Origin of the sequence: Wolbachia endosymbiont (group A) of Andrena helvola, assembly GCF_964028415.1 — a bacterium.
In the GTDB taxonomy this organism is placed as follows: Bacteria; Pseudomonadota; Alphaproteobacteria; order Rickettsiales; family Anaplasmataceae; genus Wolbachia; species Wolbachia pipientis.
In genome coordinates, this window is record NZ_OZ034779.1 from 496,635 (window position 1) to 523,392 (window position 26,758).

The following is a 26,758-nucleotide window of genomic DNA, read 5'->3' on the forward strand; positions in this document are numbered from 1 at the left end:
ATTAGTTCTCTCTTTTGCGTTTGAAGCTGTAGCTGTAGATGGAACTGGAGCTAGACTGGACACAACAGCAGACGTAATATGTAAAATAATGGAGTACGCTCGCAAACTAGGTGGACCGATGATCACGATAGTGATAATAGGTGCGGCTTTGCTTGCAATATTCGGCAGAATGCCGTGGCCTGCGCTTTTTGCATTGGGTACGTTTACTGCTGTGTTTTTCGGCGCTCCTACAGTTGTAAGTGCAATAAAACCGGATGCAATATCATGTAAGTAGAGCCTTCTGCTAGTCCTGCAAACGAAAGATGCTGCAAGTCTCAAAAGTTTTAGGTAAGTGGTACTTCTTGTATCATTTACTTAAATCTAATCAGAGTAAAGTAGGACAAAATAAAAATTATCGGAAGCGTGATGAAAAAAGACCTGCTGCGAAATTGTATGTACTAATTTCAGGATGAATGAAAGACCTGCCGCAAAACAAAAATGGAGTATTTTTTTTAAGAGAGAGGTAAAAGAAGCCAAAATACGCCTTGAAAAAGCGATACAAGCTGGAGAGGAAGTGCAGGCAAGAGTAAAAGCTATTAGTTTATTGTATGATGAAGCAGAAGATTTATTCAATATATCTAGGAAGATCAGATGTAATCAGGCTGCGGAAGAATCTTTAGAGCAACAATATACTTTTCTAGTTTTAAATACAGACTATAAAGAAAAAATTAAGGGTATTTGCAATGAATACAGAAGCCTCAAAGAAGAGTTAAAGAGTAAGCAATCTATTGGTAAGGAAGAATTTGATAAGTTGTCGAAGTTAAATGATGAATTTAATAGATTAAACAAAAACTTTATTAAGCGTGAACAAAAAGAAAATGAATCTGCAAAAGATGACTTAAAATTTGATGATGTGGCTATCAACGAATTGAGGTCTCATGTAATTGCAGAAATAAAACAGGCAAGAGCTGCTGCTGAGGAGGAAAGAAAATATTAAAAGAGGAACAGAAAGTAGCCGAGAAGATAATGATGCAATTACAAATGTCAGATTTAGCACAAACACCAAGCCCTGCATTTAACAACGTAACTAATGAACCAGTTGCAGGTCCTTCTTGGCAGATATGAGAGATTTAAAATTTTTGAAAGGCTTGAACTAATATAGAAAAGATTTTATAAAAACATCAGCCTATTAGTGCCATGACAAATTTAGTTATTTACTTTTTACAAAAACCACAAAAAAGTACCTACCTTCGTGAGAGCGATTTAAATAAAAGCAGCGTTGTGAAAATAAAAGCTTGAAATTGTTGTAACAAAACTAAGTAAATTAATTCATATCTAAATGCGGCAAAAATAGGCTAATATAGCTAGTTTTGTGGTATAGTAGAATTATTATAAAGAAAAGTTCGAACGGTACACTTGGTAGACCAACCGATTCCAAGAAAAATTGTTCTCACGCTTGCTGGTTTTGGGTGCTGGAAATGGTTATATTGTTTAGGTTTTTAACAGTATATATTGCTAAATTAGTAGCAATATATTAAAGACTTTCATCAAAAATTATTCCATAAAAAATTTCTAAATAGGGGTTGATAAGTTTTAAAAATGGAGTATTGTACTGAGTAGGAAAATAGTTTTTTTTATATAGTTTATGAAAGATCAAACGAGCCTTACAACGGATTTTACGCATGCTATAGAAAATGACGACTTTAAACGGTTGGAGGAATATATTGATCAACATATTGATAAATATAATGTTAATCGTGAACTTTTAGATAAGTTGCCTTTGCTGTCCTGGGCTGCCTGTAAAAATAGTGTAAATGTAGCTCAACTTCTTCTTAGTATTGGTGCTGATATTGACATTAGATGTGACCAAAATTGGACACCTCTACACTATGCTGTTAGTGCAGGTCAATACGATATGGTTAGATTTCTTGTTGATCAAGGTGCCAGCATTTTAGCTAAGGATAATAATGTTAAGACACCTTTACGCATAGTAAATGAGCTTGGTAACACAGAAGTAGCAAACTTTTTGAGAGCAAAGCTAGATAAATATTTATTTTCTGCTATAGAAAGAAAAGATATTAGAAAGGTTAGTGATTTTCTTGATGGAGGTGCTAATATTGAGGCTAAAGGTATAAACAATCAAACGCCTTTGTGTGTAGCTTCTTGTAAGGGTAATTTGTATGTCCTTAAACTTCTTCTCAGTAGAAATGCTAAGGTTAACGTTCAAGATGATAGTAGAAAAACACCTTTACATTATGCTGCTAGGGAAGGTCATTCAGATGTAGCTGAACTTCTTCTTGGCCGTGGTACTATGATTGATGCTGAAGACTGTTTTGGTATGGCTCCTCTACACTATGCTGCTTACCACAATAGAAAAAATATGGTTAGCTTTCTTATAAAACAAGATGCCAAAATTGAGGCCGTGGATAAAGAAGCTAAAACACCTTTACATTATGCTGCTGGGAAAGGTCATTTAGATGTAGCTGAACTTCTTCTTGACCGTGGTGCTATAATTGATGCTGAAGACCGTTTTGGTATGACTCCTCTACACTATGCTGCTTGCTACAATAGAGAGGATGTGGTTAGCTTTCTTATAAGCCGAGATGCTAAAGTTGAGGCCATGGATGAAGAAGATAAAACACCTTTACATTATGCTGCTGGGGAAGGTCATTTAGATGCAGCTAAACTTCTTCTTGACCATGATTCTATAATTAATGCTAAAGACCGTTTGGGTATAGCTCCTCTACACTATGCTGCTTACTACAATAGAGAGGGTATGGTAGCTTTCTTATAAGCCAAGGTGCTAAAGTTGAGGCCATGGATGAAAAAGCTAGAACACCTTTACATTATGCTGCTAGGGAAGGTCATTTAGATGTAGCTAAACTTCTTCTTGAATGTGATGCTATAATTGATGCTAAGGACTGTTATGATCGGGATCCTTTATATTATGCTGATTCGTATAATAAATTAGATGTAGTTAGACTGCTTGAAGGTAGGAATGGTGTGAACACTTGTAACCCTCTTACTAATTTTTTAAGTGCATGTATCCATTCCCCTATTGCTCGTTACTTCGGAAGTGTTTGCGTAGAAGGAGCGCCAATTTTATACAGAAGGCAACGTGCCTCTGCAATTGATCACAATGCTTTGGAAGGTAGTTTACGACTCTTCAGTATCTGTAAAGGAGGAAGAGAAGGTATAGATAAAACACGTTTCAATAAAGAGATTAGTTATCTACATGAAAATGCTTATTTGTATGATGTTTTACTGTTACAAGATGAGGAAAATCAAAACACACTTTTGCATGTGGTTATTAAAGAAAATCAGGTTGATCTTGTAAAAGAACTTTTGTGTATTCTTAAGGAGCCATATCGTTCGAATAAGGTGTATAAGTGCAAGTATTTTGAAGATAAGCAAGAAAATGAAAAGCCGCTTTCTAAAGTTATTAATTCTAAGGATAAAGACGGAAAAGATGCAATTACTCTGGCTATTGAAGGTAATGACCCAGAATGTATTTCGGCTCTTTTCAAGTATTTAACTTATGAAAATATTAACAGAAGGAAAGATGTTAAAAGCGATTACACACCTCTACATGAAGCTGTGCGTTCTAGAAGTAGTAACGCAATTAGTGCGCTTCTAAAATCAGAGCATGTAAACGTTGAGCTCATAGATGGAAGATCTTACAGAGCATGGAAATATGTTAATAATGAAGAAACAAAACAATTGTTTATTAGGTATTATAGTGATAAAATTAATGATTTGCGTAAAGAATTAGCACATTGCAATGAAAAATTAGCGCAAGTCGAGTATTTCCTGTGCAGAACAAAACTTGCTTTTGTATGCTCTGCAGCTTTTGGCTCTTGTCTTAATATGTATAAAAATTTTCATGATGCAAGAAGTGGAGATATGCCAGGTGTTACCATTCATCCTCTCTTGTTGTTATTTTCTAGTGCTACAGGTCTAATAGTGTTGTGTAATCATTTTATCGATTTAACACTTTCAAAGTATAAAGAAGAAAGTGTTAGCTTGCAAAAAAAATTGGACAGTTTTAGAGAAGCAAGAGATAAGTTGGAAAATAAATTACTTCATTTTCAAGAAGGTACATCTCAGGGTATTAGGACGAATTCAATTTCTACGCAACTATCTGATTATGATGACGTACCTGGAACATTAGAATCACCTACCTCTATAAAGAGCTTTGAAAGCTCAGCAAAGGTATCCGTTTATAACCTGCCTAAGGAATTTAAGTAGCCTAATTTAGTAAGTACATAGAAGTAATCATATTAAAGAAGATATTGGTTTTTGAAGTAAGAGGAGAAAGCTCACAATCTTTGCTCATGTGTCTAAATTGGAGAACCAAGAGAAAGTTTGTTCCACAATAGAGATGTTCAAAAAAGTGTGTCAAATCAAAAAGAAAGTAATAAATTGATATAAAAAGGTGAAATAGAAAACCACTTATTGGCTGAAAGTGAAGAAAATAATAGAAAAAATGGGAGAAATGCAAAGGCTTTACGTACAAGTGCAGATTCATTTGAACTTTTAACACCAAGAGATAGAGAAGGAACCCCAAATAGTCAAAAAAAGGCAAATAAATTTACATCCAGGGCTTGAAACGAAGATTTTAAGCACATTTGCAAGACCAATCGATTTCCAAAAAAATCTTCTCATGCTAGCTGGTTTTTATTGCTGAAAGTGGTTGTATTATTTAGGTTCTTAGTAATATTTAATATTAAATTAATAGTAATTCATTAAAAATTTTCATCAAAAATTATTTCAAAAAAATTTTAAATTAGGGGTTGACAAGTTTTAAAAGTGGAGTACTATTCCTGAAATACATTAGATTACTAATTTTTTATGGTATGTAAGTGTGTGATGGCTAAGGTAATTTTACTTTTGTGAGCGGGCTATGTTATGTGAGGGCATTCCAGAATTCTTGTTTGAGGGAAGATGGTCCTTTCTGTGTTGCTTGAGGAAAGAAAAAAGCTCAGGGTAAGAGTGGCTTGTTATAGTGTGATTGCTTAGTTAAGTTAGGTAAGTTTTTATAAATGTGGAGGGACAAATGACTTTAAACAATGATGATTTATTAGTTAGTGCTGCAGGAGCAGGACGCCTTAGTGACGTTAGAGAACTTCTTGAGAAAGGGGCTAATATTGAAGCTAGAGATAGTGATGGTTACACATCTTTGCATAGGGCTGCTGAAGGAGGTCATTTAGAGATAATTAGATTTCTTATAGATAAGGGGGCTAACATTGGAGCTAAAAATAAGGATGGTGGAAAACCTTTAGATGTAGCAAATACCTCTCGTCAGTCAGAAGTAGTAAACTTTTTAGGACCAAAGCAAAGTGAGTATGATAGACTTTTATTTGCTGCTGTAGAAAGTGGGAATGTTAGTGAAGTTACAAATCTTCTCAATATTGGAGCTAGTATTGAAGTTAAAGGTGTAGAAAATGCGGAGTTTAGGTTAGCCCGTTATGTAAAAAGAATTATGGAGATGAGTAATTACCATAATGTTCATTCGGAAAAAAAATCTGAGCTTGAAAGGATAAAAGGAGAATTACCAGAGTCAGTAAAGAATGCAGTATTTTCATCGGAGGTATGTATTAAAAGTGTTTACTATAGTAATGAGTATTTATATCCTGCTAGTGATTATCTTAGCCATGATAGGGATAGAAGGAGAGTATTTACTTGGAGGCCAGGGGGCAAAGATAGTTCATGTCAATGGAAATTTGAACCTGAAGGTAACAACATATATATAAAAAGCACTTATTTTAATGAGTATTTATATCCTGCTGGTAATGGTCTTAGCCATGATAGGGATAGAAGGAGAGTATTTACTTGGAGGCCAGGGGGCAAAGATAGTTCATGTCAATGGAAATTTGAACCTGAAGGTAACAACATATATATAAAAAGCACTTATTTTAATGAGTATTTATATCCTGCTAGTGATTATCTTAGCCATGATAGGGATAGAAGGAGAGTATTTACTTGGAGGCCAGGGGCAAAGATAGTCCATGTCAATGGAAAATTGAGGATTGTGGATCTACTCGCAAGAAGCGTGATGTACAATATAGTATTACAAAAGAAGCTAAGTGTGATCTATCTTATGATAATGCATCAGACAATTCATCGCAAAGTGACGAAATAGGCTATAACAAAATAGGAGCTACAAGCGGAGCAAGTAAGCCGTCTTCATGGATAGATGCTGTTAAAGGTGTTTTTCAGTTTATCTCTTCCCCTTTAAGGGCTGCGTTGCCTTCATTTTCAGAAAATAGCTCTAGCCGTTCTGGTACAGCAGGAAGTAGCTCCAATCATTCTGATACAGTAAGAAACCCAAATATCCAATATACTAGCCAATTTAGTCGTGAAGTTTGTGCGAGTAATAATGCTAGCTTGATGTTTTTCTTGTTACAAGCTTTTCTAGATAAAAAGTGTCCTCTTCCTAAGTTTTCTGATGTTAATCCTGTAAAGGCTCTTTTTTACACATCGGATATTATAAAGTCGTTCAAGGAAGTATTAGAGAAGCAAGCTGAATCGAAAGGTGGTATAAAAATGCACCGCTTAGATATTAATTTTGAGAAATTATTTGAGAAGATTAATGAAAAAATTAGGAGTGGTGAATTTAATGAAATTTCAGGGATTTTAAAATCATACGCAGAGGAAGCATTGCCTGGTAGAGAACCCGGAGATCCCGGTAGATTAAGTCCGAAAAAGTTTGATAAGTTTATGGCTGAATTTAATAGAAGAATAGACCCAGTAATAAATCAATTAATGCAACAAATGTTAAGCAGATTAGAAGTGAGTGACGTAAAAGAACAACAAATAAGCTTGGAGCCTAAAAGTTATCTAAATAATACTTCTGTTCAATGTCATTTAACTCAAGCTAGAGGTCAAGGTAAAGTATTAATTCCTTAATTTTTGAATTTCATCTATCGAAAGGCCGGTAATTTGAGCGATAACATCAATAGAGACACCGGCCTTAAGTGAGTTCTTTGCCACTTCGATTTTCTCTGCTTTTCTGCCTTTTTCATGTCCGATTTGGATGCCTTCTTCTTTACCTTCTTCTCTACCTTTTTCAGTAGCATCATCAAGTTTTTGAGCGAGGACAGCCTGTTCATCAAGAATACGTTTTATTTCCTGTTCATAGGCAATAAATTCTTTTTCTGACCAGTTGAATCTATTTAGCTCTTCATAGGCCTTTTTAATTATTACATCACTACCTATTATTTTTTCCAGCTCTTCTTCACTAGTCTCATCTGCATATCGAAAAAAATAAACCCATTTTTCAACTATATTTTCCAACTGATCTTCCTTATTCTTTGGAAATTTTGGCAACTCAATAAATATAAAATAGAAATCTTTTAGATCATGCTCATTAGTGTCTTCATCTCGAATAGTATGCTTTGATTTGTACTCAGATTTATTAGGAAACAGTACACAATCTGCTATAGCAATGAAGATAATTTCCTTAAGGTTATGATACTGGTCACCTTTATCAGCTTGCCTTGAGTAAGCTTTAGCAGCATAGTATTGGGCACGTTTTTCAAAGCCTTTAGTTTTAGCGACCTGCATTTCGCAAATGTATTGAGCACCTGTAGAATCTCTACAGAGAACATCAACAATACTTTGCTTTTTAGCGGCGATATCGGGGTCTTGAATAGTACTTAAAAACTCTATATCCTTTATTTCATTTTTACCAGTAAAGCCAAGAATATCATTGAGGAAGTGAATAAGGATATCTCTATTTTTTTCAGTACCGAAGATACGCTTAAACGATACATCATTTTTGGGATCAAGAAACTTAGAAAAAGTCATAAGAAAGAACCTTAAAAAGCATTAATGATTATACATAATTCTGAAGAAATGTTCAAGTTTTTTATTTTTTTAAGTTTTGAATGCGTTGATGAAAAAAATGTCTCCCATAGATGGCTTTAGAATGCTACTACGCACCTTAGACGTCCTTTTGTACATCTTTTATTAACCCTTCTATAAAGCGCCTTAAAAGGCCGGCAAATGGATGCTATGAGTTTGGAGCTGTAGGAGACATCAAAGATACCCTTTTTGGTGTATAAAAATACGAATCTACGACAACATCGTTTAAAGAAATTAGCAGCTATTAATATCTTCTACCTTTTCATAAAAAAATAAACAAAAAAAAATTGAAAATTTGATTTGACTTCACCCAAAAGCTATGGCTTTATGCCAATACTGCTAAGAAAATAACAGTAAACATTTAAAAATAATTTATTATTAGTGAAGGGTATATTATATGAACAATAAGAATAAAAGTAAAGATCGTAAAAAAGAAATAGAGTTCCGAATTGACCTTACCCAGAAAAAGTGGAGAGAAAGAAAGGAGTTTTTTCGGGTAAAATAAAATTTTGGAGGATTAGAAATGGCAAGAGAATATACGGCAGAATTCAAATTGGAAGCTGTTAAGCTGGCAAATGAACAAAGAAAGGTAGGTCAACCAGTTGCAAAAGTAGCAAGAGATCTAGGAATAAGGGATAGTGTATTAGGAAAATGGATGAAGAAATATAACGAAAAAAAGTCAGCGGCAAATGCATTTCCAGATGTAGCACCTTATGACAAAGAGAGATTTGATTTACAGAAAGAGTTAGCAAAAGTAACAAGAGAAAGAGACATTTTAAAAAAAGCCCTGGCCAGTCAAAAAGAGTAAAATATTTTTTCATAAAAGAGCATAGTAAACACTATAAAGTGCAGGAATTATGTAGGGTTTTCTGCTAGTGGCTACTATAAGTGGACTACAAGGAAAATAAGCAGTAGAGAATCAGCAAATAAAGAGTTATTAGCAGATATTCAAAAAATATATCAAGCTTCTAAATGTAGATATGGAGCTCCTAAAATTCATGCTGAATTAAAGGCTTTGGGTAAAAGTTGCAACTTAAAAACAGTGCAAAGTATTATGCAGAAAAATGGTATTCAGGCTATATTGAGAAGAAAATTTAAAATTAAGAAACAACAAACGGACAGTAGCTCCCAATATATTAGACCAAAACTTTATTGTCGATCAACCAAATAAAGTATGGGATTACTTATATAAAAACCAAAGAAGGATGGCTATATTTGGCAACAATAATCGATCTATATTCACGCATGGTAGTTAATGAGCAGTTCAATAAATAAACAATTGGTTATGGACTCTTTATTAATGGCCGTTAACAAGCGTAAACCTGCCAAAAATCTACTATTACATAGTGATCAAGGTTCACAATATACTTTGCAAGGTTATCAATATCTCTTATCCATAAAAAACATAGATGAGTCATAAAGGTTGTTGTTACGACAATTCTGTTGTGGAAAGCTTCTTTAGCTCATTGAAAAGAGAAATACTTATTGATACTTCACAACACTCTGCTCAACAAACTAGAACTGCAATATTTGAATACATAGAAATTTTTTATAACAAACAACGTCACTATTAACTATTGCATTCCTGAGCATTTTGATTCATCATTCTCTTTGTGAAAAACATTCCAAACTTTCTCTCCACTTTTTCTGGATAAGGTCAAAAAAAACGCCGATATTTTAGTACATAGTAAATAGCCAACCACCACGGGGCTTCTTTTGCCTTTTTTTTTATTTGGTAAATTTCTTAATGTTTATGGCTAAACGACAATCGTCATCCCGCTACGTGTTAGCGGGATCTATGCTTTGAGATACTGCGAATGAATCGCGGTATGATGGTTAAGTAAGGGATCTATGCTAAGAGATGCCAAAGACCTTCATGAAACTTTGCCCATTTGGCTTCTCTAAAGATTTCGTTTACAGAATCTAGTAACTCAGCTATGCAGAATAAAAAAAGTTTGTATGGTATACAAATAGTGTGTTTTTTTTATAATTATTTTCTATAATACATAAACCTTTGGTCCAAGCTGTAAATGCCACCATAGGCATTAAAAGTTAATTAACAAACTGCAATGTATAATGAAATAAAGAAACTTGTAAGACTTTGATCTTACAGATTATAAACTTGTCATAAAGTTTAATAGTGTCTGTTACTGCTTTTAGGTGTGAGGCTAGAGGGTTATTAGCAGTAACAGACACTATTAAACTTATTATAGAATTTACTTAAAGTAAATACTTAATTTAAAATATTATAATATTTTTACTTACAATAGATTTATGTAAATGCTTTTTTCCTCAATTAGTATTGTACTATTATACTTGTTGAATGCTAAAAAATTATTAACCATCACTAATCTCTATTTGCATAGTAAGTTTATATATACTATTATACAGTATATCACTTAGTTTTATAGCAAACAAACAAAAGATATGGTGAAGTTATTTGCACTATTGATAATATTTTACTCAAATATATCTGTTGCCTCTGCTCCTACTTCCTGGCAATTTGGATTTCCTGCTCCTGCAACTGAAGTAATGGAGGCTGTAGTTAGGTCACATTCGTTTGTGATGCTTGTGATGGTTACAATAATGCTTTTTGTGTGGGCGCTGCTTGCTTATATAGCGTTTCGCTTTCGTAAAAGCAAAGTAACAAACATAAGTAAAACTACCCATAGTGTTCCTTTAGAAATTATTTGGTTTGTTATACCAACTATCATTGTTGGAATATTAGCCTTTGAAAACGCTAAATTACTGAAGCTACAGGAAGAAATACCGAAAGCTGATATAACACTGAAAGTTATTGGCCATCAATGGTATTGGAGTTACCAATATCCAGAATATCAAGGTGTGTCATTTGATAGTTATATTAAGGGAAAAGAAGACTTTATCGAAGGAGATTTAAAGCTATTCTCTGTTGATAACAACATCATTTTACCCGTTAATACTAACGTTCGTTTACAAGTTACAGCAGGAGATGTGATACACAGTTGGGGAGTACCGGCTTTCGGTGTAAAAATTGATGCGATACCAGGTAGGCTGAATGAGGCGTGGTTTAATATCAAAAAGCCTGGTGTTTATTACGGGCAGTGCTACGAATTGTGTGGTCAAGGCCATGGATTTATGCCAATTGTTGTTGAAGCAGTAAGCAAAGAAGATTTTAATAAGTGGATTGAAAATAGAAAATTAGTGAGTTAAATTTGGAGTATAGATATGAGTGACGTACCAAAGGGCATAAAGCGTTGGTTGTTTTCCACCAATCATAAAGATATAGGGACACTGTACATTATTTTTTCCATATTAGCTGGAATTATTGGTGGATTATTATCGGTGATTATTCGCACTCAGCTAATGCACATTAATATACTTAACAATAACTATCAATTATATAACGTAATGGTTACAGGGCATGCGTTGATAATGGTGTTTTTTATGATAATGCCAGCCCTCATGGGAGGATTTGGTAACTGGTTTGTACCTCTCATGATTGGCGCACCAGATATGGCGTTTCCTCGTATGAATAATTTGAGTTTCTGGTTATTAGTGTCATCTTTTATTTTGCTCATTCTCTCAGTGTTTATTGGTGAAGGTCCAGGTACAGGTTGGACTTTATATCCACCTTTATCACAGGTAATGTCCCATCCAAGTGCAGGAGTTGACATTGCTATACTTGCACTTCATGTTGCTGGTATGTCGTCAATTGTTGGGGCGATCAACTTTATAGTTACTATATTTAACATGCGCACAAAAGGCATGTCATTAACTAAGATGCCACTGTTTGTTTGGTCTGTCTTGTTAACAGCATTTATGTTGATTGTTGCCTTACCAGTGCTTGCCGGTGCTATAACTATGCTTCTTACTGATCGCAATATTGGTACTTCCTTTTTTGATCCTGCCGGTGGCGGCGATCCTGTGTTATTTCAACATCTATTTTGGTTTTTTGGTCATCCAGAAGTTTACGTAATTATTTTTCCTGCATTTGGCATCATAAGTCAGGTTGTATCAACTTTTTCTCACAGACCTGTATTTGGTTACATAGGGATGGTTTATGCAATGATAGGTATAGCAGTATTTGGCTTTATGGTTTGGGCTCACCATATGTTCACTGTTGGGCTTAGTGCTGACGCTGCTGCATTTTTTAGCACTACCACAATTTTTATCGGTGTTATAACTGGTGTAAAAGTCTTTAGCTGGATTGCAACTATGTGGGGTGGAGCAATTGAGTTTAAGACCCCTATGCTATTTGCACTAGGTTTTATTTTCATGTTTGTTGGCGGTGGCATAACGGGAATAATTCTTTCTCATGGTGGAATAGATAAGCTCCTGCACGACACCTATTATGTTGTTGCTCACTTCCATTATGTCATGTCACTTGCTGCATTATTTGGAGCTTTTGCTGGCTTTTATTATTGGATTGGTAAAATGTCGGGTAAACAATATAATGAGCGCTTAGGTCAAATCCACTTTTGGCTTACTTTTATTAGCACCAATATCACTTTTTTACCTCAACATTTCTTAGGATTAGCTGGTATGCCAAGGCGTATACCTGATTATCCTGATGCGTTTATCCCTTGGAATTATATATCCTCAATTGGTTCGTATATGTCCTTTGTTTCAGTTATGTTTTTTGTGTTTATAGTTATACATCTTTTTAAATGGGGCAAGAAAGCTGGAGATAATCCTTGGGAAGGTGACACCTTGGAATGGACGGTATCTTCACCACCGCCTTTTCATACTTTCGAAAAGCCACCAGTGGTAAAATAGAATGTACACAAGTGTTTTGCTAAATGTTGAATCAACAATACTGGATTTTTGGCGTTTGCTGAAGCCAAGGATAATGTATCTTGTGGTATTTACTGCAGTTGCTGGTATGGTTACTGCACCAGGTAGTATGCACCCTTTTCTAGCACTAATATCTCTTATATGTGTTGCTCTTGGCTCAGGATCTGCAGGTGCTATAAATATGTGGTATGACAGAGACATAGATCTGCTCATGGAAAGGACAAAAAACCGCCCTATACCCTCAGGTAGAGTTTCTGCAGAAAGTGCGCTTGAATTTGGTATAACTCTTGGAATATTGTCAGTATTTATCATGGCAATAGCAGTAAACTATATTTCTGCTGCTTTGCTTGCTGTTAGCATATTATTTTACGTTTTCATATATACAATTTGGCTAAAAAGGCGTACTCCGCAGAATATCGTTATCGGTGGTGCAGCAGGTGCTTTCCCTCCAATGATTGGCTGGGCAGCTGTGACTAATTCTGTAAGTTGGGAAAGTTTCATTTTATTTTTAGTAATTTTTATGTGGACTCCACCACACTTTTGGGCCCTATCTTTAAATAAGTCTGAAGACTATGCAAAGGCATCGATTCCAATGTTCAATATTGTTTATGGTCCGGAAAAAACAAGAAAATATATATTAATTTATAGTGTTTTGCTGGTGCTAACTAGCTTGCTTCCGGCTCTATTTTTGAAAAAGGCTTTACTTTATCTAAGCATGGCAACCTTTGAAGGTTGCGTTTTTATTTGGTACGCTGTATCTGTTATGAAGTTCAAGAATCACAGCTCACAGAAAAAAATGTTTTCTTATTCAATTTCTTATCTATTTTCCCTATTCGCCAGTATTATTTTTTGTTCTATTGATTTATTTTAGTTATGAAAGAACGGCAGAAGCATAAAAACTATTTTTTACTTTTCCTTTTGGTAATGCTCGTTGTCACACTTTTTTTTGTTTCTATAATAAAATTTAAAGGTGCAGCTTAAACTACCTTTAGAAATTGTGCTTTCATAAAAGCAACTATATACTTTGTTAACCGATATAAACAAAGATGAGTAAAAAAGAAGTGACAATATATACGGATGGGGCGTGTTCTGGTAATCCTGGAGCGGGAGGATGGGCAGCTATCATATTATTTCAAGATTACAGAAAAGACATTTATGGTAGAGAAGAAAATACCACAAACAATAAAATGGAGTTAACAGCGGTGATCAATGGGCTGAAAGTATTGAAATTTTCTTGTAATATTAATTTATATACGGATAGTCTTTATGTTAAGCATGGCATAACAGAATGGATAAATAAGTGGAAAATGAATGGCTGGAAAACAAGTAATAAAAAATCAGTAAAAAATATGGAATTGTGGAAAGAGCTAGACAACGTTGCTTCACAACACGAAATTGATTGGAAGTGGGTTAAAGCACACAGTGGCGATAAGTATAATGAGGAGGCTGATAGTTTAGCAAGAAAAGCAATAATCGATGCTTAAAAAAATTACTATATTATTTTCCGTAGCTTTATTATTCATATTGTGCTTCTTTATTTTTTTTAAGCCTTTAGAAATCAATATTAATTATATTGATTTTTATGTTAAACATAAAATATCAAAAATATTTGTTGGCTCAAGCGTTAATATGGAGAATACCTCAGTTGTTTGGCAGAAAGATGGCAAAGATCCGTATTTAGTCATTACGGATTTGGCAATAGCAAACCCTAATTTTACTATAAAAGTTCCTGAGCTTTTTGTACATTTTAAGTTAAGTTCCTTATATAAAGCTAGCACAAATCTCTCTCAGGTTTCAGCTGATAATGTGCATGTATGTATCAAGAGAGAAGAAACTAATGTTAATCCGCAAAACTCATTAGACCTTTTGGATAATCATTATTTAAGTAGTAACCGCCTTCCTTCGGTGTCATTCCAGCGCGTGACGCTGGAATCTAGAAAAAAAGAAACAAGTAGTCAAGCTACTTGGATGACAAGGACGAGTGCTGGGATGACAGGAAAAAAAGATACTGGGATGACAGGGAAGAATTTCAAGATGACAGAAAGTAGTGCAAAAAATCTATTAAAAACAATAAGGGAATTTTTTTTTGACTTAAATGCGGATTCAAAAATTGAATTTACTAACATCGCTATTGATAAAAGCACAGAAGATGAATTTTTTATTGATAAATTATATATAGGGAAGGGGGAAGATTTTAATGTTTTAGATATTCATGTGAATACAAAAGATGGAAAGGGATTTTTGGATGATTTATCAATTACGATAAAAAATCGCAACAATTTGCTAAATGTGTACGGGACATTTTATGATCTAAAATTGGGACTATTGAGCAAGTTTTCTACATTAGTTAAAAGCTACAATTTGGACAAAAATATAGGATTCAAAGGAAGCTTCTCAGTGAAAATTAATAAAAAGGATGAAATTGTAGATGGAAATATATACGTATTAAATACAGAAAATTATTTGAACAAAAATTTGGCCTTAACTAATGTAAATATAAATTTAACATATAGTAATGGAATTATTAGTGTAAAAAACTTCCATTTTAAGTTAAATGACACGTATCTCTCTTTAATAGGCAAAATGAACTTTGGTACAAGTCATGCTTTGCTTAGAATTAATATTAGTAAGTTTGCTGCAAAGGATTTATGTACTTATATACCAGATAGTGTAGTAAATAGTAAATTTAAAAGCTGGTATTGTGATAATATTGATGGGGATGTTTTAAATACCATTGTAAGTTTCAATGGCAAAATTAACAATTTGGTTGATGACGATCTGTCAGACATTGTAATTGTTGCTGATATAGAAAACGGTAGCGTAAAATTTGATGAAGATTTTGAGCAAGTAAAGGAATTAAAGGGTGATTTGATCATCAAGAATAACGATCTTGAAATTACTGTAAATAGCGCTAAGTTTCAGAATTTCACTGTTAATGGTGGTGATATTGAAATGAAATCTCTAAATAAGGAAGATTCAGTTCTAACCATTAATGGCAAAGCTGTAAGTGATGCGTATGGTTTATATGAGCCTATAAGATTTAAGCTGGATGATGTGGTGAAGGTTGAAAGGGATAAAGTAAGTGGAATGGCAAAATCCGTATTTAATTTTCGCATTTTTAATCTAAATGCTGATGACAAAAAAGTAGACTTCTCAGCAAATTTTCATTCTGAAATTGACAATTTGGCTATCTATAATGCAAGTCTTGGTAAATATGATATTAAGCTTAATTTTGGCAGTGACTTTATAGATTTAAATGGTAGTGGTATGGTGAATAACACACAGTTATTATTTGACCTGAAAAGTAGCAATAGGAATGAAAGTTTCGCCTGGAATTTGACCGGAGATTTACCCGCTCAAATACTTAATTTTGATGAAAATATAGGTGGCTATGTCAATACAAATATAGAATCGGTGATAAATCAAGATAAGACGGGGCATGTTAATGGTGATATAGATTTATCAGAATTTGAATCACATTCAAGCTACTTAGGGTGGAAAAATCGCTTTGAAGATCACAATAAAATTTTGTTTTCTACAAGGTTAAAAGGAGCAGGTGAATTGTTAGTAGATAAATTAGATGTTGTAGGAAATGACCTAGATATAAAATTCAGCGGAAGAGTAGAAAATGGAAATTTATATTTAAATTCTAGTAGCTTTAAATTGCCTGATAATGATTTTAGTATAGAAATTGAATCAGGTAAGGAGAAAAATGCCATAACTATTTATGGTGAGGAAATTAACTTAAGTGATATTTTAGGCTTGCTTGGCAAAAACAGTAATGGATTAAATAAAGATATAGAGATTAGTATGAATGTTGACAATGTAATTATGAAAGAAGGCATCGTTATCAAAAATGCTAAGCTGAATGTAACCTGTACTAAAGGTAATTGCAATGGAAGTCAATTTACAGGGCAGTTTCTGGAAAATAGCAGCAACATACTAGCAGAATACAGTGGAATAGGGCTCGAAATATATGCGGATAATTCAGGTATGCTTTTGCGTTCCTTAGGCATTAGTAAATCAATTAAAAACGGCAAATTGTCTTTTTATCTCTCTCCTCAGAGAGAAAGTGGAGAACATTATGGTACGTTATCCATTAGCAATTTCTACATCAAAGATGCTCCACTACTTACTACTTTATTGTCGATGTCTTCATTGCCTGGCATTGTAAATGCTATAAAAAATGAAGGTGTATACTTTTATAAATGCAATGCACCTTTCTCATACAAAGACGGCTCTGTTGAAATTGAAGAATCTTGGCTTGAAGGAGCGGAATTAGGCATTAGCACTAGCGGTAAGCTCGACATTAGAAATTATAAATTCCAAGTTGAAGGACAAGTAATACCAGCATATTCAATTAATAAATCTTTGTTAAAAATTCCTATAATTGGAAAACTTCTTACTGGTGGGAAAAGTAGGGGAATCGTTTCAATAGACTATAAAGCAAGTGGTGATGACAAAAACAATAACGTATCTGTTGATCTTATCTCTTCGCTAACTCCAAACCTATTAAAGAGGTTATTGGGAGTGTTTGATCGCATTATGACAAAAACTAACGAAAGTGGCTTAAAAGGTGGTGTGAAAAAGAAATTTGGTTCGATATGACCAAAAGGGAAGTTATTTAACAAAATTATGGACAAAAATGCAAGAATTTCAGAATGATCTACCTGGTTTTTTATTTAGTTGTTTAAGTAATACCACTCCCTTTAACCTCTCTATATTTGCTGAACAACTAAAAAGGGTAGGGTGGTGGTTGTAAATTGTATCTGTTCAGCAGAGTGGCAAAATAAGGTAGACGAGAAAAGACAACTATAGGAACAAATGGGTGTCATGCCAGTGCGTGACACTGGTTTCCATCCAAAAGGGTGTCATTCCAGTGTCAGCTACTTTCATGACATCGTTTACTATGTGCCATATTGTAATGTTCGTACAGTTGTGGAATGAATCGCGGTATGACGTGTTGCTTGGGTCAGCTATAGTATAAATATACTAGGGGTTATAGTTTTCTTATGCTGCCTTTTTGTTATTAGACAACCACAATATAAAGGAGTGAAACGGATGCAAACAGTAGTGCATTTCTGCACCAAACGTATTACCTTTAACGAATAGTAAAATGTGAGATTTTTTGGAACTACCGTGGAGCAATTGCTCCACGGTTTCATTCTACTTAGAATCCACCCATGCCACTCATTTCTCCTGCACCCATAGGAGATGAAGCATTTTCTTTGCTTGGTACATCAACTATCATAGATTCAGTAGTTATCAGCACACTCGCAACAGATACCGCTGTTTCAAAAGCAATACGCACCACTTTTGCTGGATCAATCACACCAGCTGTAAACGCATTAGCATAATTCATAGCCTCAACGTTGTATATAAGCTCTTTATCATTCTGCTTAATCAAATAGTCAATTATAACAGCAGATTCAAGACCAGCATTTTTGACTAACCTTCTAATTGGAGCACTGAGAACTTTCTTGATAATGTTTATGCCTATTTGTTCCTCGTCACTTGCACCTTTTAATTTGTCGAGAACAGATGAAGCATAAAGAAGCGCAACCCCACCACCTGGAACTATACCTTCTTCAATTGCAGCTCTTGTTGCATGCAGCGCATCTTCGACTCTATCTCTACGTTCTTTAACTTCCACTTCAGTTGCTCCACCAACTTTGAGCACAGCAACGCCACCTGATAATTTCGCTAAACGTTCTCTTAGCTTTTCTTTATCATAATCAGAAGTTGAAGTTTCAATTTGAGATTTAATCTGCTCGATTCTAGCTTTCACACTGTCAGAATCGCTATTTTCGCTGACAACTGTGGTATTATCTTTAGTAATTTTAACATTTTTAGCCGTACCAAGATCATCAAGCGTGAGATCTTCCATCTTGATTCCAAGTTCATCTTTTATGACGTACTTAGCACCAGTTAAAGTTGCTATGTCTTCGAGCATCTCCTTTCTTCTGTCACCAAAACCTGGAGCTTTTACTGCAGCAACTTTTAAACCACCACGCAATTTATTGATAACTAAAGTGCTTAATGCTTCACCTTCGATATCCTCTGCAATAATAACCAAAGGTTTACCAGATTTAACAATAGCTTCAAGAATAGGAAGTAAAGGTTGAATAATATTTAATTTTTTCTCTGTAATTAATAGATAAGGATTATCAAGCTCCACGATCATTTTTTCATTATTTGTAATAAAATACGGAGAGAGATAACCGCGATCAAATTGCATGCCAGTAGTCAGCTCAACTTCTAACTCTTTTGAACCTTTACTCTCTTCAACAGTTATTACACCCTCTTTTCCAACTTTTTTCACGGAATCAGCGATACTGTTACCTATATCCTTATCACCATTTGCAGAGATTATTGCAACTTGTGCCACTTCGTCTATTTTCTCTAGAGAAATTGTACGAGACATTGACGCAATTTCCTTTAATATTACATCTTTTGCCTTCTGTATTCCGTTTTTAATACCAACACGATCGTTTCCAGCAGCAATTGATTTTGAAGCTTCCATTATCATGTTGCTAGTTAGTATTGAGCACGTTGTTGTACCATCACCAACTTTATCGTTACATTGAGAACAACTTTGTGCAAAGATGCTTGCTATCGCAGCGTTTAATGGTTTTTCAGGCTTGATACCCTTCATCACCTTATAACCATCTTTTGTAATTTCTGGTGCTCCATAGGGCTTATTAATCCCTACTGTTTTTCCTCTAGGTCCTGCAGTTATTGCTACCGTTGAATCCACTATTGCTGCAACTTCACGAAAGGCTTCTTGCAACTGCTCACCTGATACTACTACATTAGTCATTTTTATCACCTCTTGTTAATAAAAAATTTAGAAAACTATAATAAAATCATTTACAATGCGCTATGTTGCGCTTTGTTTCAGTTTAGTAAAATAAAGACTGCTACTTAATGACAGCAAGTATATCGGACTCTTTCATCACGATAAGCTTCTCATTATTATGTTCTATTTCTGTACCAGCCCATTGGCGATAGAACACTTTATCACCAGCTTTCACAGTTAAAGTTACGCGTTCGCCACTTGAATTGCGTGAACCTTCACCAATTGCTATAACTTCACCTTTAGTAGGTTTCTTTTCAGCACTTGATGGAAGCACAATTCCACCTTGCTTTTCTTCGCTAATAGGCTTGATCAGCACGCTATCATCTAATACATTTAAACTTATACTTGACATTTGTTTTTCCTCATCAACAAATTAACTTATAAGTTTATATATATATACTCGTAAGTTAGATTTCAAGGGCTGGAGCTTGTAAAATATGCACGCCATTATAAAATATGCACGCCAAAAGCAGTTTCTAAAAGAGCCTAATGTTATATAATAAAATTTAGATTTATTTATAGAGATTTCATGAGTTATATACCATTTTTAAGTCGTGGTGTGATAGTGCTATATGGGCCTGACACTAGAGATTTTCTGCAGGGTATTATAACCAATGATATTAATAAGTTGGATAGCCAAAAAGCCATTTACTCTTTATTGCTTAGCCCTCAGGGAAAATATCTATATGATTTTTTTCTTATTGAATATGGTAAATACACCCTCTTGGAGTGCGAAAACATGCACTTGCAGCAAATAATCGAGAAACTAGATTTACTTAAAACTTATTTGAGGGTAAAGATTAAAGACGTTAGTGCACTATATAAGGTTGGGGTTTTGTTTAATACTAAGTTGGCGGAGTGTAGTAGTAAGTCACAAGTTATTTTTCAAGATCCAAGGCACAAGCTGCTAGGAATGAGGATCATACATAAAGATGAAATGAAAGAGCCGGTTGGGGATTTTACTCAGTATGAAAAAGTCAGAATTCAAAATCTCGTTCCAGATGGAGCGAAAGATATGGTGCAGAATTCATCGTTTCCGCTGCAATTTTTAATCGATAAAGTAAACGGTATAAGCTTTAATAAGGGGTGTTATATAGGTCAGGAAGTTGTAAATCGAATGAGCAGACAAGAAATATTCAGAAGAAAACTTTACCTTGTTGAGGGGGATAACGCACTTCCAGATATTGGCACTAAAGTGACAAATGAAAACAATGAGGAAATAGGGGAACTGCGCTCTAGTGTAGACAACATTGGATTTGCATTGCTTAATACTGGAAAGAGCCATGCAAATTTATATGCTGGTGGGGTCAAGTGCGTTAAGACGTTGAAGTCTTAAGGTAGCCCATATAGAAACGAAAAACTTGCTTGACAAACTCCGCCAGCCCCCTTATCATGGTATTGAAGGTATTCAGTTATCTTCATCTGTGCAGATTAAACAGCAAGAAAACAACGTAGTTGGCGTCTTATTTTTAATTTTTTGCACTATGTGCACCTTATGTCTTCACAACATTTCTGGGTTTTTACCTATATAAGCTGAAACGCGCTTATAAGTCGTTTAAGACAGTATAGTACGCCAATTTGCAGGATTAGAGAGTGACAACTAGCTAACACGGGGTTTCTTTTGCCTTTTTTTCTGCTTAGTAAATTTCTTAAACATTTGCAGCGTAGGTTAGTTGCATTCAAAAGCAGCTAAATTGCAGTGTTTAAGACTTAAAAACGCCAATACTGAAAATAGACAATGACTAGGGTTTCTTTTGCCTTTTTTTTCATTTGGTAAATTTTTTAATGTTTATGGCTAAACGACAACCGTCATCCCGCTGCTTGTTAGCGGGATCTCTTGTTAGCGCCGCGGCGGTATGACGGTTCGTGGCGGCGTGACGATAAGCTCGTCATCCCACTGCTTGTTAGCGGGATCTAGAGATACCGCGAATGAATCGCGGTATGACGGTTCGCGGCGGTATGACGGTTCGCAGTGGCATGACGATAAGCTCGTCATCCCGCTACTTGTTAGCGGCTAAGAGATACCGCGAATGAATCGCGGTATGACGGTTAAGTAGGGTGTCATCCCAGTGTCACGCACTGGGATGACATTATAGGAGCACTGGGATGACACCCCATAAGTGTTGAAAGTAACACAAAAAAGACATAAAGAACTATTATTGCAAGAAAATGGAGGCAATAATGGATCAAATAGAAAGAGTACTAAATTTAATAAAAGATGAGGATTTAGAAAGGCTAGGAAAATTAAGTGAAGTAGATAAATGTAATACTAAATTGTTGGGCAAGATTATATTTAAAGGTCTAATGAAGTTAATATTAATGGGGCAAAAAACAAGCCTAAGAGTGCTAGAAATGGTAATAAACAGGTGTATAATGGATAAGAATAGCGATAAAAGTACAGTAACATACAGTGGTTTGTCAAAAAGGTTAAAAGTTATAAATCCAGAATATTTTAAGGGAGTATACATTGATTTGATGAGCAAGATTAAAAAGCTATTACCCCAAAAAACATCAAATAACTTACATAAGTTTGATTCGACGATCATAAATTTATCGGGATATCTCATAAAAGATGGGCTAAAAATAGGCGGTAAAAGTAACGACAGTCAAGTTAAAGTGAGTGTAGGATTAAAGGATCAATTGCCGACAAGTATAAGATTTTGTAAAGGACAAGAAGAAAGTAGTGAAGATATAGCATTAGTGAGAGCAATTAATGAAGCTAAAGTTGAAAAAGAGGATATTTTATTATTTGATAGAGGAATCAGAAAAGTTGGAACTTTTGCCGAATTTGATGAAAAGGAGTACAAATTTATCACAAGAGTTAAAGTAGGAAGAAAACATGATGTTATAAGCAGGAACAAAGTTATAAGAGAACAAAAATCGGATGGATCAGAGATTTTAGAAGATATAATAATTCACATTGGATCTAAATGACTCTTTTATACGTTCGATTGTTTTACTGTCGGGAGGTAATTTACATGCCGTTGATCATCTCATATCACGTTATTTTTGATACTTTCAACACTTATGGATGACACCCTCTTGGATGGAAATCAGTGTCAGATAATTTCATGACACCAGTTGTTGTAAACTCACTTTTTCTCGATTTTTTGGTTTATCTTGTCTACCTATTTTGCCACTCTGCTGAACAGATACACTCAACTAATGGTCAATACATCTTCTATTAAAAATTGTACAAATTCATTGCCATTCCAGTAATTCATAGAGATTTTACCCAAAATAGCTTTAACATTACCCTGCATGATAGCAGAGCCAAGATGAGTATTTGCAGAACGAAATGCAATAGCTCTTACCATAACATTATCATCAGCAATAAAACATTTTATATGGTCAACTCCTATAACTTCAGGCTTTCTTATCTTTGCTCCTTGGATAATAAACCTTGGTTCAGGATTTCCAACTCCAAATGGTCCCAAGCGTTGCAATTGATTCCATAAAGACAAATTTATTGCTTTAGCAGTTACTATACTATCAGCTTTTAAAGTTTTCTCATTTATAGAGTTTGAAAATCTTTCAGTAAAAAAATCATGCAAATCATTTATTTTGTCTTCTTTAATTGAAAATCCTGCCGCCATACTATGGCCACCACCTTCAATAATCAAATTTATAAACTTTGCGGAAAGGACTGCAGCACCGATATCAACTCCCAAAATTGATCTACAGCTTGCTTTTCCTATTCCATTATTTAAAGATATCACTGCTGTTGGCAAGTGAAACTGCTCCTTTAGCCTTGATGCAATTATACCAATTATTCCCTGGTGCCAATTGCCACTTATCATTATAAAATTCGCACCTGATTGGGCAGACTTTTCCGCTTGTGCTGTAGCTTCCAAGAGAGCCTCATTTTCTAACACTTTTCTTGCATTATTCAAATCTATTAATTTTAGCGCGATTGAATGTGCCTCTTCATCATCATCGGTGGAAAGCAACCTTGCACCAAGCGATGCTTCTCCAATTCTTCCTCCAGCATTTATGCATGGCCCAATACTAAACCCTAATCGAGAAACACTTGGTTTTTCAAGGATTCCCAAAGCATCAAATAAAACACGCAAGCCAACGTTTTTTCTTGTTGACATAACTTTTAATCCTTGTGAGACAAGTGCTCTATTGAGGCCTGTGATCTGCATAACATCACAGACAGTTCCCAGGGCAACCAAATCCAACAGATCAAATAAATCTGGTTCTTTTTTGTTGGTAAAAAATCCTTGCTCACGTAGGCTTTTATTAAGAGCAACAATTAGCAGAAATGACACTCCAACTGCTGCTAGGTTATTATAAGGAGAGCTCTCATCAAGGCGGTTTGGATTCACAACTGCTACGGCGCTTGGTAATTTTTCCGTACCAAGGTGATGGTCAACAACTATAATATCAAGACCAAAAGCCTTTGCATCTTCTATTGGTTGATATGCAAGCGTACCACAATCAACGGAAATACATAAATCAATTCCATTCTTTTTAAGTTGCAATAAAGCATCTGTGTTTAATCCATAGCCCTCATCAACACGATCTGGAATGTAGATTATAGAGTGTATATCGATTGCTCTCAGGTACCTGTTAATCAATGCTGACGACGTTGCACCATCAACATCATAGTCACCAAATATTGCAAGGTTTTCATCATTTTTTATTGCCCGTATTATACGAGAAACAGCTTTATCCATATCAAGAAGGTGAAAGGGATCTGGTAATAGCGATCTGATTAGTGGATATAAGAAGTCGCTTGCATTTTCTATGTTAACACCACGAGTAACCAATATTCTTGCTAATATTTCTGGTAACTCAAATCTCTGTGTAAGAGTTAAGATTTGCCTTTGATCTGCTTCTTGCAACTTCCACAATGCATTTGTTATGCTGCGCTTTTCAATTTCAAGTAGCATATTCTTTCTTTGTAAATCAAACTACTTTACCAGAATTTTTAAGCTTGTTCTATAATTGTATTAGACTTCTGCATAACCTAAACTAAGTAGAAAAAAGGTATCATCTAAGTAGCTGACACTGGTCTCCATCCAAGAGGGCAGTAGCCCCTTCGGTGTCATTCCAGCGCGTGACCAGGTCTTTTTAGCTATCATAGGATGACAGAAGCAGACACTCCACTTTGTCGTTCCAGTGCCTCCTTTTTTTGTCATTCCAGTGCCTTGACTATTTGGATCCAGGAAAAAGAATGGTGTCATCCCAGTGCCCCTATGATGTCATCTAAGTAGCCTCCCTCTCCTGTCATCCCAGTGCTCCTTTTTTTGTCATCCGAGTAGCTGACACTGGGATCCAGGAATTTTATTAAGTTGGTAAGCATAAAAGTGTTATGTAAAATACAACGTTCTTGATGGGATTGCGTGAAATGCTGGATCCCAGTGTCTGGGCACTGGGATGACAAAGGAGGACAGTGTCAGCTACTCGGATGACAAAAAAAGGAGCACTGGGATGACAGCAGTCCTACGTCATACCGCCGCGGTATCTCTAGATCCCGCTAACAAGTAGCGGGATGACGATTGTCGTTTAGCCATAAATATTAAGAAATTTACCAAATGAAAAAAAAGGCAAAAGAAGCCCCGTGGTTGGCTAATTACTTACATTATACTTTCAAGTATGGCGTTTTTTTATTCTAAACGCTTAATAACCGCGATTTAGTTGCTTTTAAGCCGCAACTAATCTAAATTATAAACATTAAGAAATTTACTAAACAGAAAAAAAGGCAAAAGAAACCCTAGGGTAGCTAGTTATTCACTATCCATTTTTTAAATCGGCGTTTTTTGATGTTTTAAATGCTTTATAAGCGCATTTCAGCTTATATTAGGTAAAAACCTAGAAATTTTATAAAGACATAAGGTGCACATAGTGCAAAAAATTAAACATGGAACGCCAGATACGTGAGTTTTTTTGTCATTTAATCTGTACAGAGAAGATAAATAAATAGCTTCAGTTTCATGATAAGGGGGCTGGCGGAGTTTGTCAAGGAAGTTTTTTCGTTTCTATGAGTCAGTTGGTACGCGCTTTGCCTTTTAACAGATGTAAAAGCACAATTATTACGAACAACATTCCACCAACAACTGATATAGCGCCACCTATAATGAAGCACGTGCGTGCTAACATTGACGAAATGCTTGGCAGATCTGCAACCTTCCTTAAAGCACCATATCCACCAAGCCACACAAGGCCAGTAATATGGAGAAAATGCCCTACACTGTAGGCATAAATCTGTAATCTTACCATGGAGTTTTTTACCTCTTTAAAGTTTAATTTGGGTAACAGCCAATAAATGAAATTCATAAAAGCTATAGTGATCCCAACTACAGAACCGTGATAATGAGCAGGAATCGTGACATTCCCTTCAATAGTCAACACTCCGAGCACATCTCCATAAGTGAACAACAAAAATGAATGTAATAAATAGTTGCTTTTATCATTAATAAAAGTTCTGATGTTGCAGCACACTAATATTATCAAAAAGCACGGCAAAACTGCTCCAGCAATTCTCATATGCCAAGTAAAAAACTGTATTAACTTGGCACTATCAACTGGATAAACAAAATATACAAACGGTGCGCCTACAGCTAAAATCGTGTTTATAAATAGTGGTAAAATAGTAATTTTACTGTTTGAAGCTAAACTAACATCACCAGAACTCAGCATTATTAAATACACTAAAAACATTCCTTGAGTAAAAGCAAACTGCAATAAATGTCCGCCTCCCCAAAAGAGATATTCGTAAAATAAATTATTATCTGAGTGATATAGACCTGGAGGCATATTATTATATGCTAAAACAAAGCAAAGAAATGACGATACAAGTATAATAACTAGCCCAATTTGCCCAACAGAGAGAAATGAAACCTCTTTTTTTGATGTGTATGCTAGCATTGTATTTACTAATATACTGGCAATAAATAAACTGAGTCCAAGTAAAAATAATTTGTTTTGTAATACGGGAATATAGTTACTTTTGATAACTTCAGTGTTTGGAACGAATGCGGATATAAACATGAGCAGCATCGAAAGGGTTGATAGAACCCATGAAAAGTTAAACCAACTATTGGTATTTTGTAGGTTTATGATAAAGAGCAGAGATATTATAGAGCACATCCACACTAAAATTGACAAGTTCACGTGTATTACCAGCGCATTATCAAAAATATATTGTGCAGAAGGAACAAGAGAGGAGATAAAAGGCAATCGTAGAAAAATAACAATTATTGACAGTAACCCAGAGCAAGCAAGAGCACATACTGCCAAGAACATCCATTTTCTACAGAGCGGAGCGTT

The 26,758-nt window shown here is 35.0% G+C and carries 25 protein-coding genes and 2 pseudogenes; 20 read left to right on the forward strand and 7 right to left on the reverse strand.

Features of this window, described 5'->3' with window-relative positions; all coding sequences use genetic code 11:
- Position 1: 1 nt before the first annotated feature.
- The 7 genes and pseudogenes from ABWU73_RS02675 to ABWU73_RS02705 form a co-directional block, all read left to right on the forward strand.
- Positions 2 to 274: pseudogene (locus ABWU73_RS02675) on the forward strand (TrbC/VirB2 family protein); the annotation flags it as partial.
- Positions 275 to 448: 174 nt separating this feature from the next.
- On the forward strand, positions 449 to 976 hold the full coding sequence (locus tag ABWU73_RS02680) for a hypothetical protein (RefSeq protein ID WP_341810289.1): 528 nt from the start codon (positions 449 to 451) through the stop codon (positions 974 to 976).
- 648 nt (positions 977 to 1,624) lie between these two features.
- Positions 1,625 to 2,773, forward strand: coding sequence for an ankyrin repeat domain-containing protein (locus ABWU73_RS02685; protein ID WP_264329543.1), 1,149 nt, complete (start codon positions 1,625 to 1,627; stop codon positions 2,771 to 2,773).
- Positions 2,774 to 2,796: 23 nt separating this feature from the next.
- A complete protein-coding gene (locus tag ABWU73_RS02690) occupies positions 2,797 to 4,227 on the forward strand; it encodes an ankyrin repeat domain-containing protein (protein WP_264329544.1) in 1,431 nt (476 codons plus the stop codon).
- A 183-nt stretch (positions 4,228 to 4,410) separates the two neighbouring features.
- Positions 4,411 to 4,630, forward strand: a pseudogene (locus ABWU73_RS02695) (transposase); the annotation flags it as partial.
- A gap of 405 nt (positions 4,631 to 5,035) precedes the next feature.
- On the forward strand, positions 5,036 to 6,121 hold the full coding sequence (locus ABWU73_RS02700) for an ankyrin repeat domain-containing protein (protein ID WP_264329545.1): 1,086 nt from the start codon (positions 5,036 to 5,038) through the stop codon (positions 6,119 to 6,121).
- 104 nt (positions 6,122 to 6,225) lie between these two features.
- Entirely contained in the window at positions 6,226 to 6,888 is a 663-nt protein-coding gene (locus ABWU73_RS02705; protein WP_220468173.1) for a hypothetical protein, read from the forward strand.
- Here the strand turns inward: ABWU73_RS02705 and ABWU73_RS02710 are convergent.
- The gene (locus ABWU73_RS02710) at positions 6,877 to 7,788 is read right to left on the reverse strand and encodes an Rpn family recombination-promoting nuclease/putative transposase (RefSeq protein WP_015589128.1); all 912 of its coding nucleotides are present in this window, start codon (positions 7,786 to 7,788) and stop codon (positions 6,877 to 6,879) included. The two genes, ABWU73_RS02705 and ABWU73_RS02710, sit on opposite strands and share 12 nt — an antisense overlap.
- 580 nt (positions 7,789 to 8,368) lie before the next feature.
- Here ABWU73_RS02710 and ABWU73_RS02715 point away from each other — a divergent pair.
- The 11 genes from ABWU73_RS02715 (at position 8,369) to ABWU73_RS02765 (ending at position 17,568) form a co-directional block, all read left to right on the forward strand.
- On the forward strand, positions 8,369 to 8,653 hold the full coding sequence (locus tag ABWU73_RS02715) for a transposase (protein WP_038198869.1): 285 nt from the start codon (positions 8,369 to 8,371) through the stop codon (positions 8,651 to 8,653).
- A 147-nt stretch (positions 8,654 to 8,800) separates the two neighbouring features.
- Entirely contained in the window at positions 8,801 to 9,016 is a 216-nt protein-coding gene (locus ABWU73_RS02720; protein WP_245836010.1) for an IS3 family transposase, read from the forward strand.
- Positions 8,998 to 9,120 carry a hypothetical protein gene (locus ABWU73_RS02725; protein ID WP_285534504.1) on the forward strand — a complete coding sequence of 41 codons (123 nt, stop codon included), beginning with the start codon at positions 8,998 to 9,000 and terminating at the stop codon, positions 9,118 to 9,120. Before ABWU73_RS02720 ends, ABWU73_RS02725 begins: the two co-directional genes overlap by 19 nt.
- Entirely contained in the window at positions 9,101 to 9,265 is a 165-nt protein-coding gene (locus ABWU73_RS02730; RefSeq protein WP_156768652.1) for a hypothetical protein, read from the forward strand. Before ABWU73_RS02725 ends, ABWU73_RS02730 begins: the two co-directional genes overlap by 20 nt.
- On the forward strand, positions 9,255 to 9,419 hold the full coding sequence (locus tag ABWU73_RS02735) for an IS3 family transposase (RefSeq protein ID WP_080717614.1): 165 nt from the start codon (positions 9,255 to 9,257) through the stop codon (positions 9,417 to 9,419). The genes ABWU73_RS02730 and ABWU73_RS02735 overlap by 11 nt, the downstream gene beginning before the upstream one ends.
- A gap of 853 nt (positions 9,420 to 10,272) precedes the next feature.
- On the forward strand, positions 10,273 to 11,037 hold the full coding sequence (coxB, locus tag ABWU73_RS02740; RefSeq protein ID WP_010962498.1) for a cytochrome c oxidase subunit II: 765 nt from the start codon (positions 10,273 to 10,275) through the stop codon (positions 11,035 to 11,037).
- A 15-nt stretch (positions 11,038 to 11,052) separates the two neighbouring features.
- A complete protein-coding gene (gene ctaD / locus ABWU73_RS02745; protein ID WP_010962499.1) occupies positions 11,053 to 12,603 on the forward strand; it encodes a cytochrome c oxidase subunit I in 1,551 nt (516 codons plus the stop codon).
- A 1-nt stretch (position 12,604) separates the two neighbouring features.
- Positions 12,605 to 13,492: a heme o synthase gene (locus ABWU73_RS02750; RefSeq protein WP_155968887.1), complete on the forward strand. Its 888-nt coding sequence runs from the start codon at positions 12,605 to 12,607 to the stop codon at positions 13,490 to 13,492.
- Between the two features lie 175 nt (positions 13,493 to 13,667).
- Entirely contained in the window at positions 13,668 to 14,105 is a 438-nt protein-coding gene (rnhA, locus tag ABWU73_RS02755) for a ribonuclease HI (RefSeq protein WP_151807582.1), read from the forward strand.
- Positions 14,098 to 17,229 (forward strand): DUF3971 domain-containing protein, encoded by a 3,132-nt coding sequence (locus tag ABWU73_RS02760; RefSeq protein ID WP_264329546.1) that lies wholly within the window; start codon positions 14,098 to 14,100, stop codon positions 17,227 to 17,229. The genes rnhA and ABWU73_RS02760 overlap by 8 nt, the downstream gene beginning before the upstream one ends.
- 216 nt (positions 17,230 to 17,445) lie before the next feature.
- Entirely contained in the window at positions 17,446 to 17,568 is a 123-nt protein-coding gene (locus ABWU73_RS02765) for a hypothetical protein (RefSeq protein ID WP_255703183.1), read from the forward strand.
- Positions 17,569 to 17,791: 223 nt separating this feature from the next.
- Here the strand turns inward: ABWU73_RS02765 and groL are convergent, their stop codons facing one another.
- Together groL and ABWU73_RS02775 are read right to left on the reverse strand one after the other, a co-directional pair.
- Positions 17,792 to 19,441, reverse strand: coding sequence for a chaperonin GroEL (gene groL / locus ABWU73_RS02770; RefSeq protein ID WP_010962503.1), 1,650 nt, complete (start codon positions 19,439 to 19,441; stop codon positions 17,792 to 17,794).
- 100 nt (positions 19,442 to 19,541) lie between these two features.
- On the reverse strand, positions 19,542 to 19,823 hold the full coding sequence (locus tag ABWU73_RS02775; protein WP_173862895.1) for a co-chaperone GroES: 282 nt from the start codon (positions 19,821 to 19,823) through the stop codon (positions 19,542 to 19,544).
- A 186-nt stretch (positions 19,824 to 20,009) separates the two neighbouring features.
- Between ABWU73_RS02775 and ABWU73_RS02780 the strand changes: the two genes are divergently transcribed.
- Entirely contained in the window at positions 20,010 to 20,816 is an 807-nt protein-coding gene (locus tag ABWU73_RS02780) for a YgfZ/GcvT domain-containing protein (RefSeq protein ID WP_010962504.1), read from the forward strand.
- 833 nt (positions 20,817 to 21,649) lie between these two features.
- Complete coding sequence (locus ABWU73_RS02785; protein WP_341810291.1) at positions 21,650 to 22,414, forward strand: hypothetical protein; 765 nt, start codon at positions 21,650 to 21,652, stop codon at positions 22,412 to 22,414.
- A gap of 224 nt (positions 22,415 to 22,638) precedes the next feature.
- Here ABWU73_RS02785 and recJ read toward each other — a convergent pair whose 3' ends face one another.
- The 4 genes from recJ to ABWU73_RS02805 all read right to left on the reverse strand — a co-directional run bounded on the left by recJ (position 22,639) and on the right by ABWU73_RS02805 (position 26,734).
- On the reverse strand, positions 22,639 to 24,378 hold the full coding sequence (recJ, locus tag ABWU73_RS02790; RefSeq protein WP_264329547.1) for a single-stranded-DNA-specific exonuclease RecJ: 1,740 nt from the start codon (positions 24,376 to 24,378) through the stop codon (positions 22,639 to 22,641).
- Between the two features lie 60 nt (positions 24,379 to 24,438).
- Entirely contained in the window at positions 24,439 to 24,672 is a 234-nt protein-coding gene (locus ABWU73_RS02795) for a hypothetical protein (RefSeq protein WP_010962507.1), read from the reverse strand.
- Complete coding sequence (locus ABWU73_RS02800) at positions 24,669 to 24,872, reverse strand: hypothetical protein (RefSeq protein ID WP_010962508.1); 204 nt, start codon at positions 24,870 to 24,872, stop codon at positions 24,669 to 24,671. Before ABWU73_RS02800 ends, ABWU73_RS02795 begins: the two co-directional genes overlap by 4 nt.
- Positions 24,873 to 25,474: 602 nt before the next feature.
- Positions 25,475 to 26,734 (reverse strand): cbb3-type cytochrome c oxidase subunit I, encoded by a 1,260-nt coding sequence (locus ABWU73_RS02805; protein ID WP_264329841.1) that lies wholly within the window; start codon positions 26,732 to 26,734, stop codon positions 25,475 to 25,477.
- Positions 26,735 to 26,758: the final 24 nt, after the last annotated feature.

Bases quoted from the DNA above. Each gene is read 5' to 3' on its own strand.
- ABWU73_RS02710 (WP_015589128.1), bottom strand. From the start codon at position 7,788: ATGACTTTTTCTAAGTTTCTTGATCCCAAAAATGATGTATCGTTTAAG.
- ABWU73_RS02685 (WP_264329543.1), top strand. From the start codon at position 1,625: ATGAAAGATCAAACGAGCCTTACAACGGATTTTACGCATGCTATAGAA.
- ABWU73_RS02680 (WP_341810289.1), top strand. From the start codon at position 449: ATGAATGAAAGACCTGCCGCAAAACAAAAATGGAGTATTTTTTTTAAG.
- ABWU73_RS02760 (WP_264329546.1), top strand. From the start codon at position 14,098: ATGCTTAAAAAAATTACTATATTATTTTCCGTAGCTTTATTATTCATA.
- ABWU73_RS02785 (WP_341810291.1), top strand. From the start codon at position 21,650: ATGGAGGCAATAATGGATCAAATAGAAAGAGTACTAAATTTAATAAAA.
- recJ (WP_264329547.1), bottom strand. From the start codon at position 24,378: ATGCTACTTGAAATTGAAAAGCGCAGCATAACAAATGCATTGTGGAAG.
- groL (WP_010962503.1), bottom strand. From the start codon at position 19,441: ATGACTAATGTAGTAGTATCAGGTGAGCAGTTGCAAGAAGCCTTTCGT.
- ABWU73_RS02730 (WP_156768652.1), top strand. From the start codon at position 9,101: ATGAGCAGTTCAATAAATAAACAATTGGTTATGGACTCTTTATTAATG.
- ABWU73_RS02795 (WP_010962507.1), bottom strand. From the start codon at position 24,672: ATGACACCATTCTTTTTCCTGGATCCAAATAGTCAAGGCACTGGAATG.
- ABWU73_RS02765 (WP_255703183.1), top strand. From the start codon at position 17,446: ATGGGTGTCATGCCAGTGCGTGACACTGGTTTCCATCCAAAAGGGTGT.
- ABWU73_RS02715 (WP_038198869.1), top strand. From the start codon at position 8,369: ATGGCAAGAGAATATACGGCAGAATTCAAATTGGAAGCTGTTAAGCTG.
- ABWU73_RS02750 (WP_155968887.1), top strand. From the start codon at position 12,605: ATGTACACAAGTGTTTTGCTAAATGTTGAATCAACAATACTGGATTTT.
- ABWU73_RS02735 (WP_080717614.1), top strand. From the start codon at position 9,255: ATGAGTCATAAAGGTTGTTGTTACGACAATTCTGTTGTGGAAAGCTTC.
- ABWU73_RS02690 (WP_264329544.1), top strand. From the start codon at position 2,797: ATGGATGAAAAAGCTAGAACACCTTTACATTATGCTGCTAGGGAAGGT.
- ABWU73_RS02780 (WP_010962504.1), top strand. From the start codon at position 20,010: ATGAGTTATATACCATTTTTAAGTCGTGGTGTGATAGTGCTATATGGG.
- rnhA (WP_151807582.1), top strand. From the start codon at position 13,668: ATGAGTAAAAAAGAAGTGACAATATATACGGATGGGGCGTGTTCTGGT.
- ABWU73_RS02700 (WP_264329545.1), top strand. From the start codon at position 5,036: ATGACTTTAAACAATGATGATTTATTAGTTAGTGCTGCAGGAGCAGGA.
- ABWU73_RS02805 (WP_264329841.1), bottom strand. From the start codon at position 26,734: ATGTTCTTGGCAGTATGTGCTCTTGCTTGCTCTGGGTTACTGTCAATA.
- ctaD (WP_010962499.1), top strand. From the start codon at position 11,053: ATGAGTGACGTACCAAAGGGCATAAAGCGTTGGTTGTTTTCCACCAAT.
- coxB (WP_010962498.1), top strand. From the start codon at position 10,273: ATGGTGAAGTTATTTGCACTATTGATAATATTTTACTCAAATATATCT.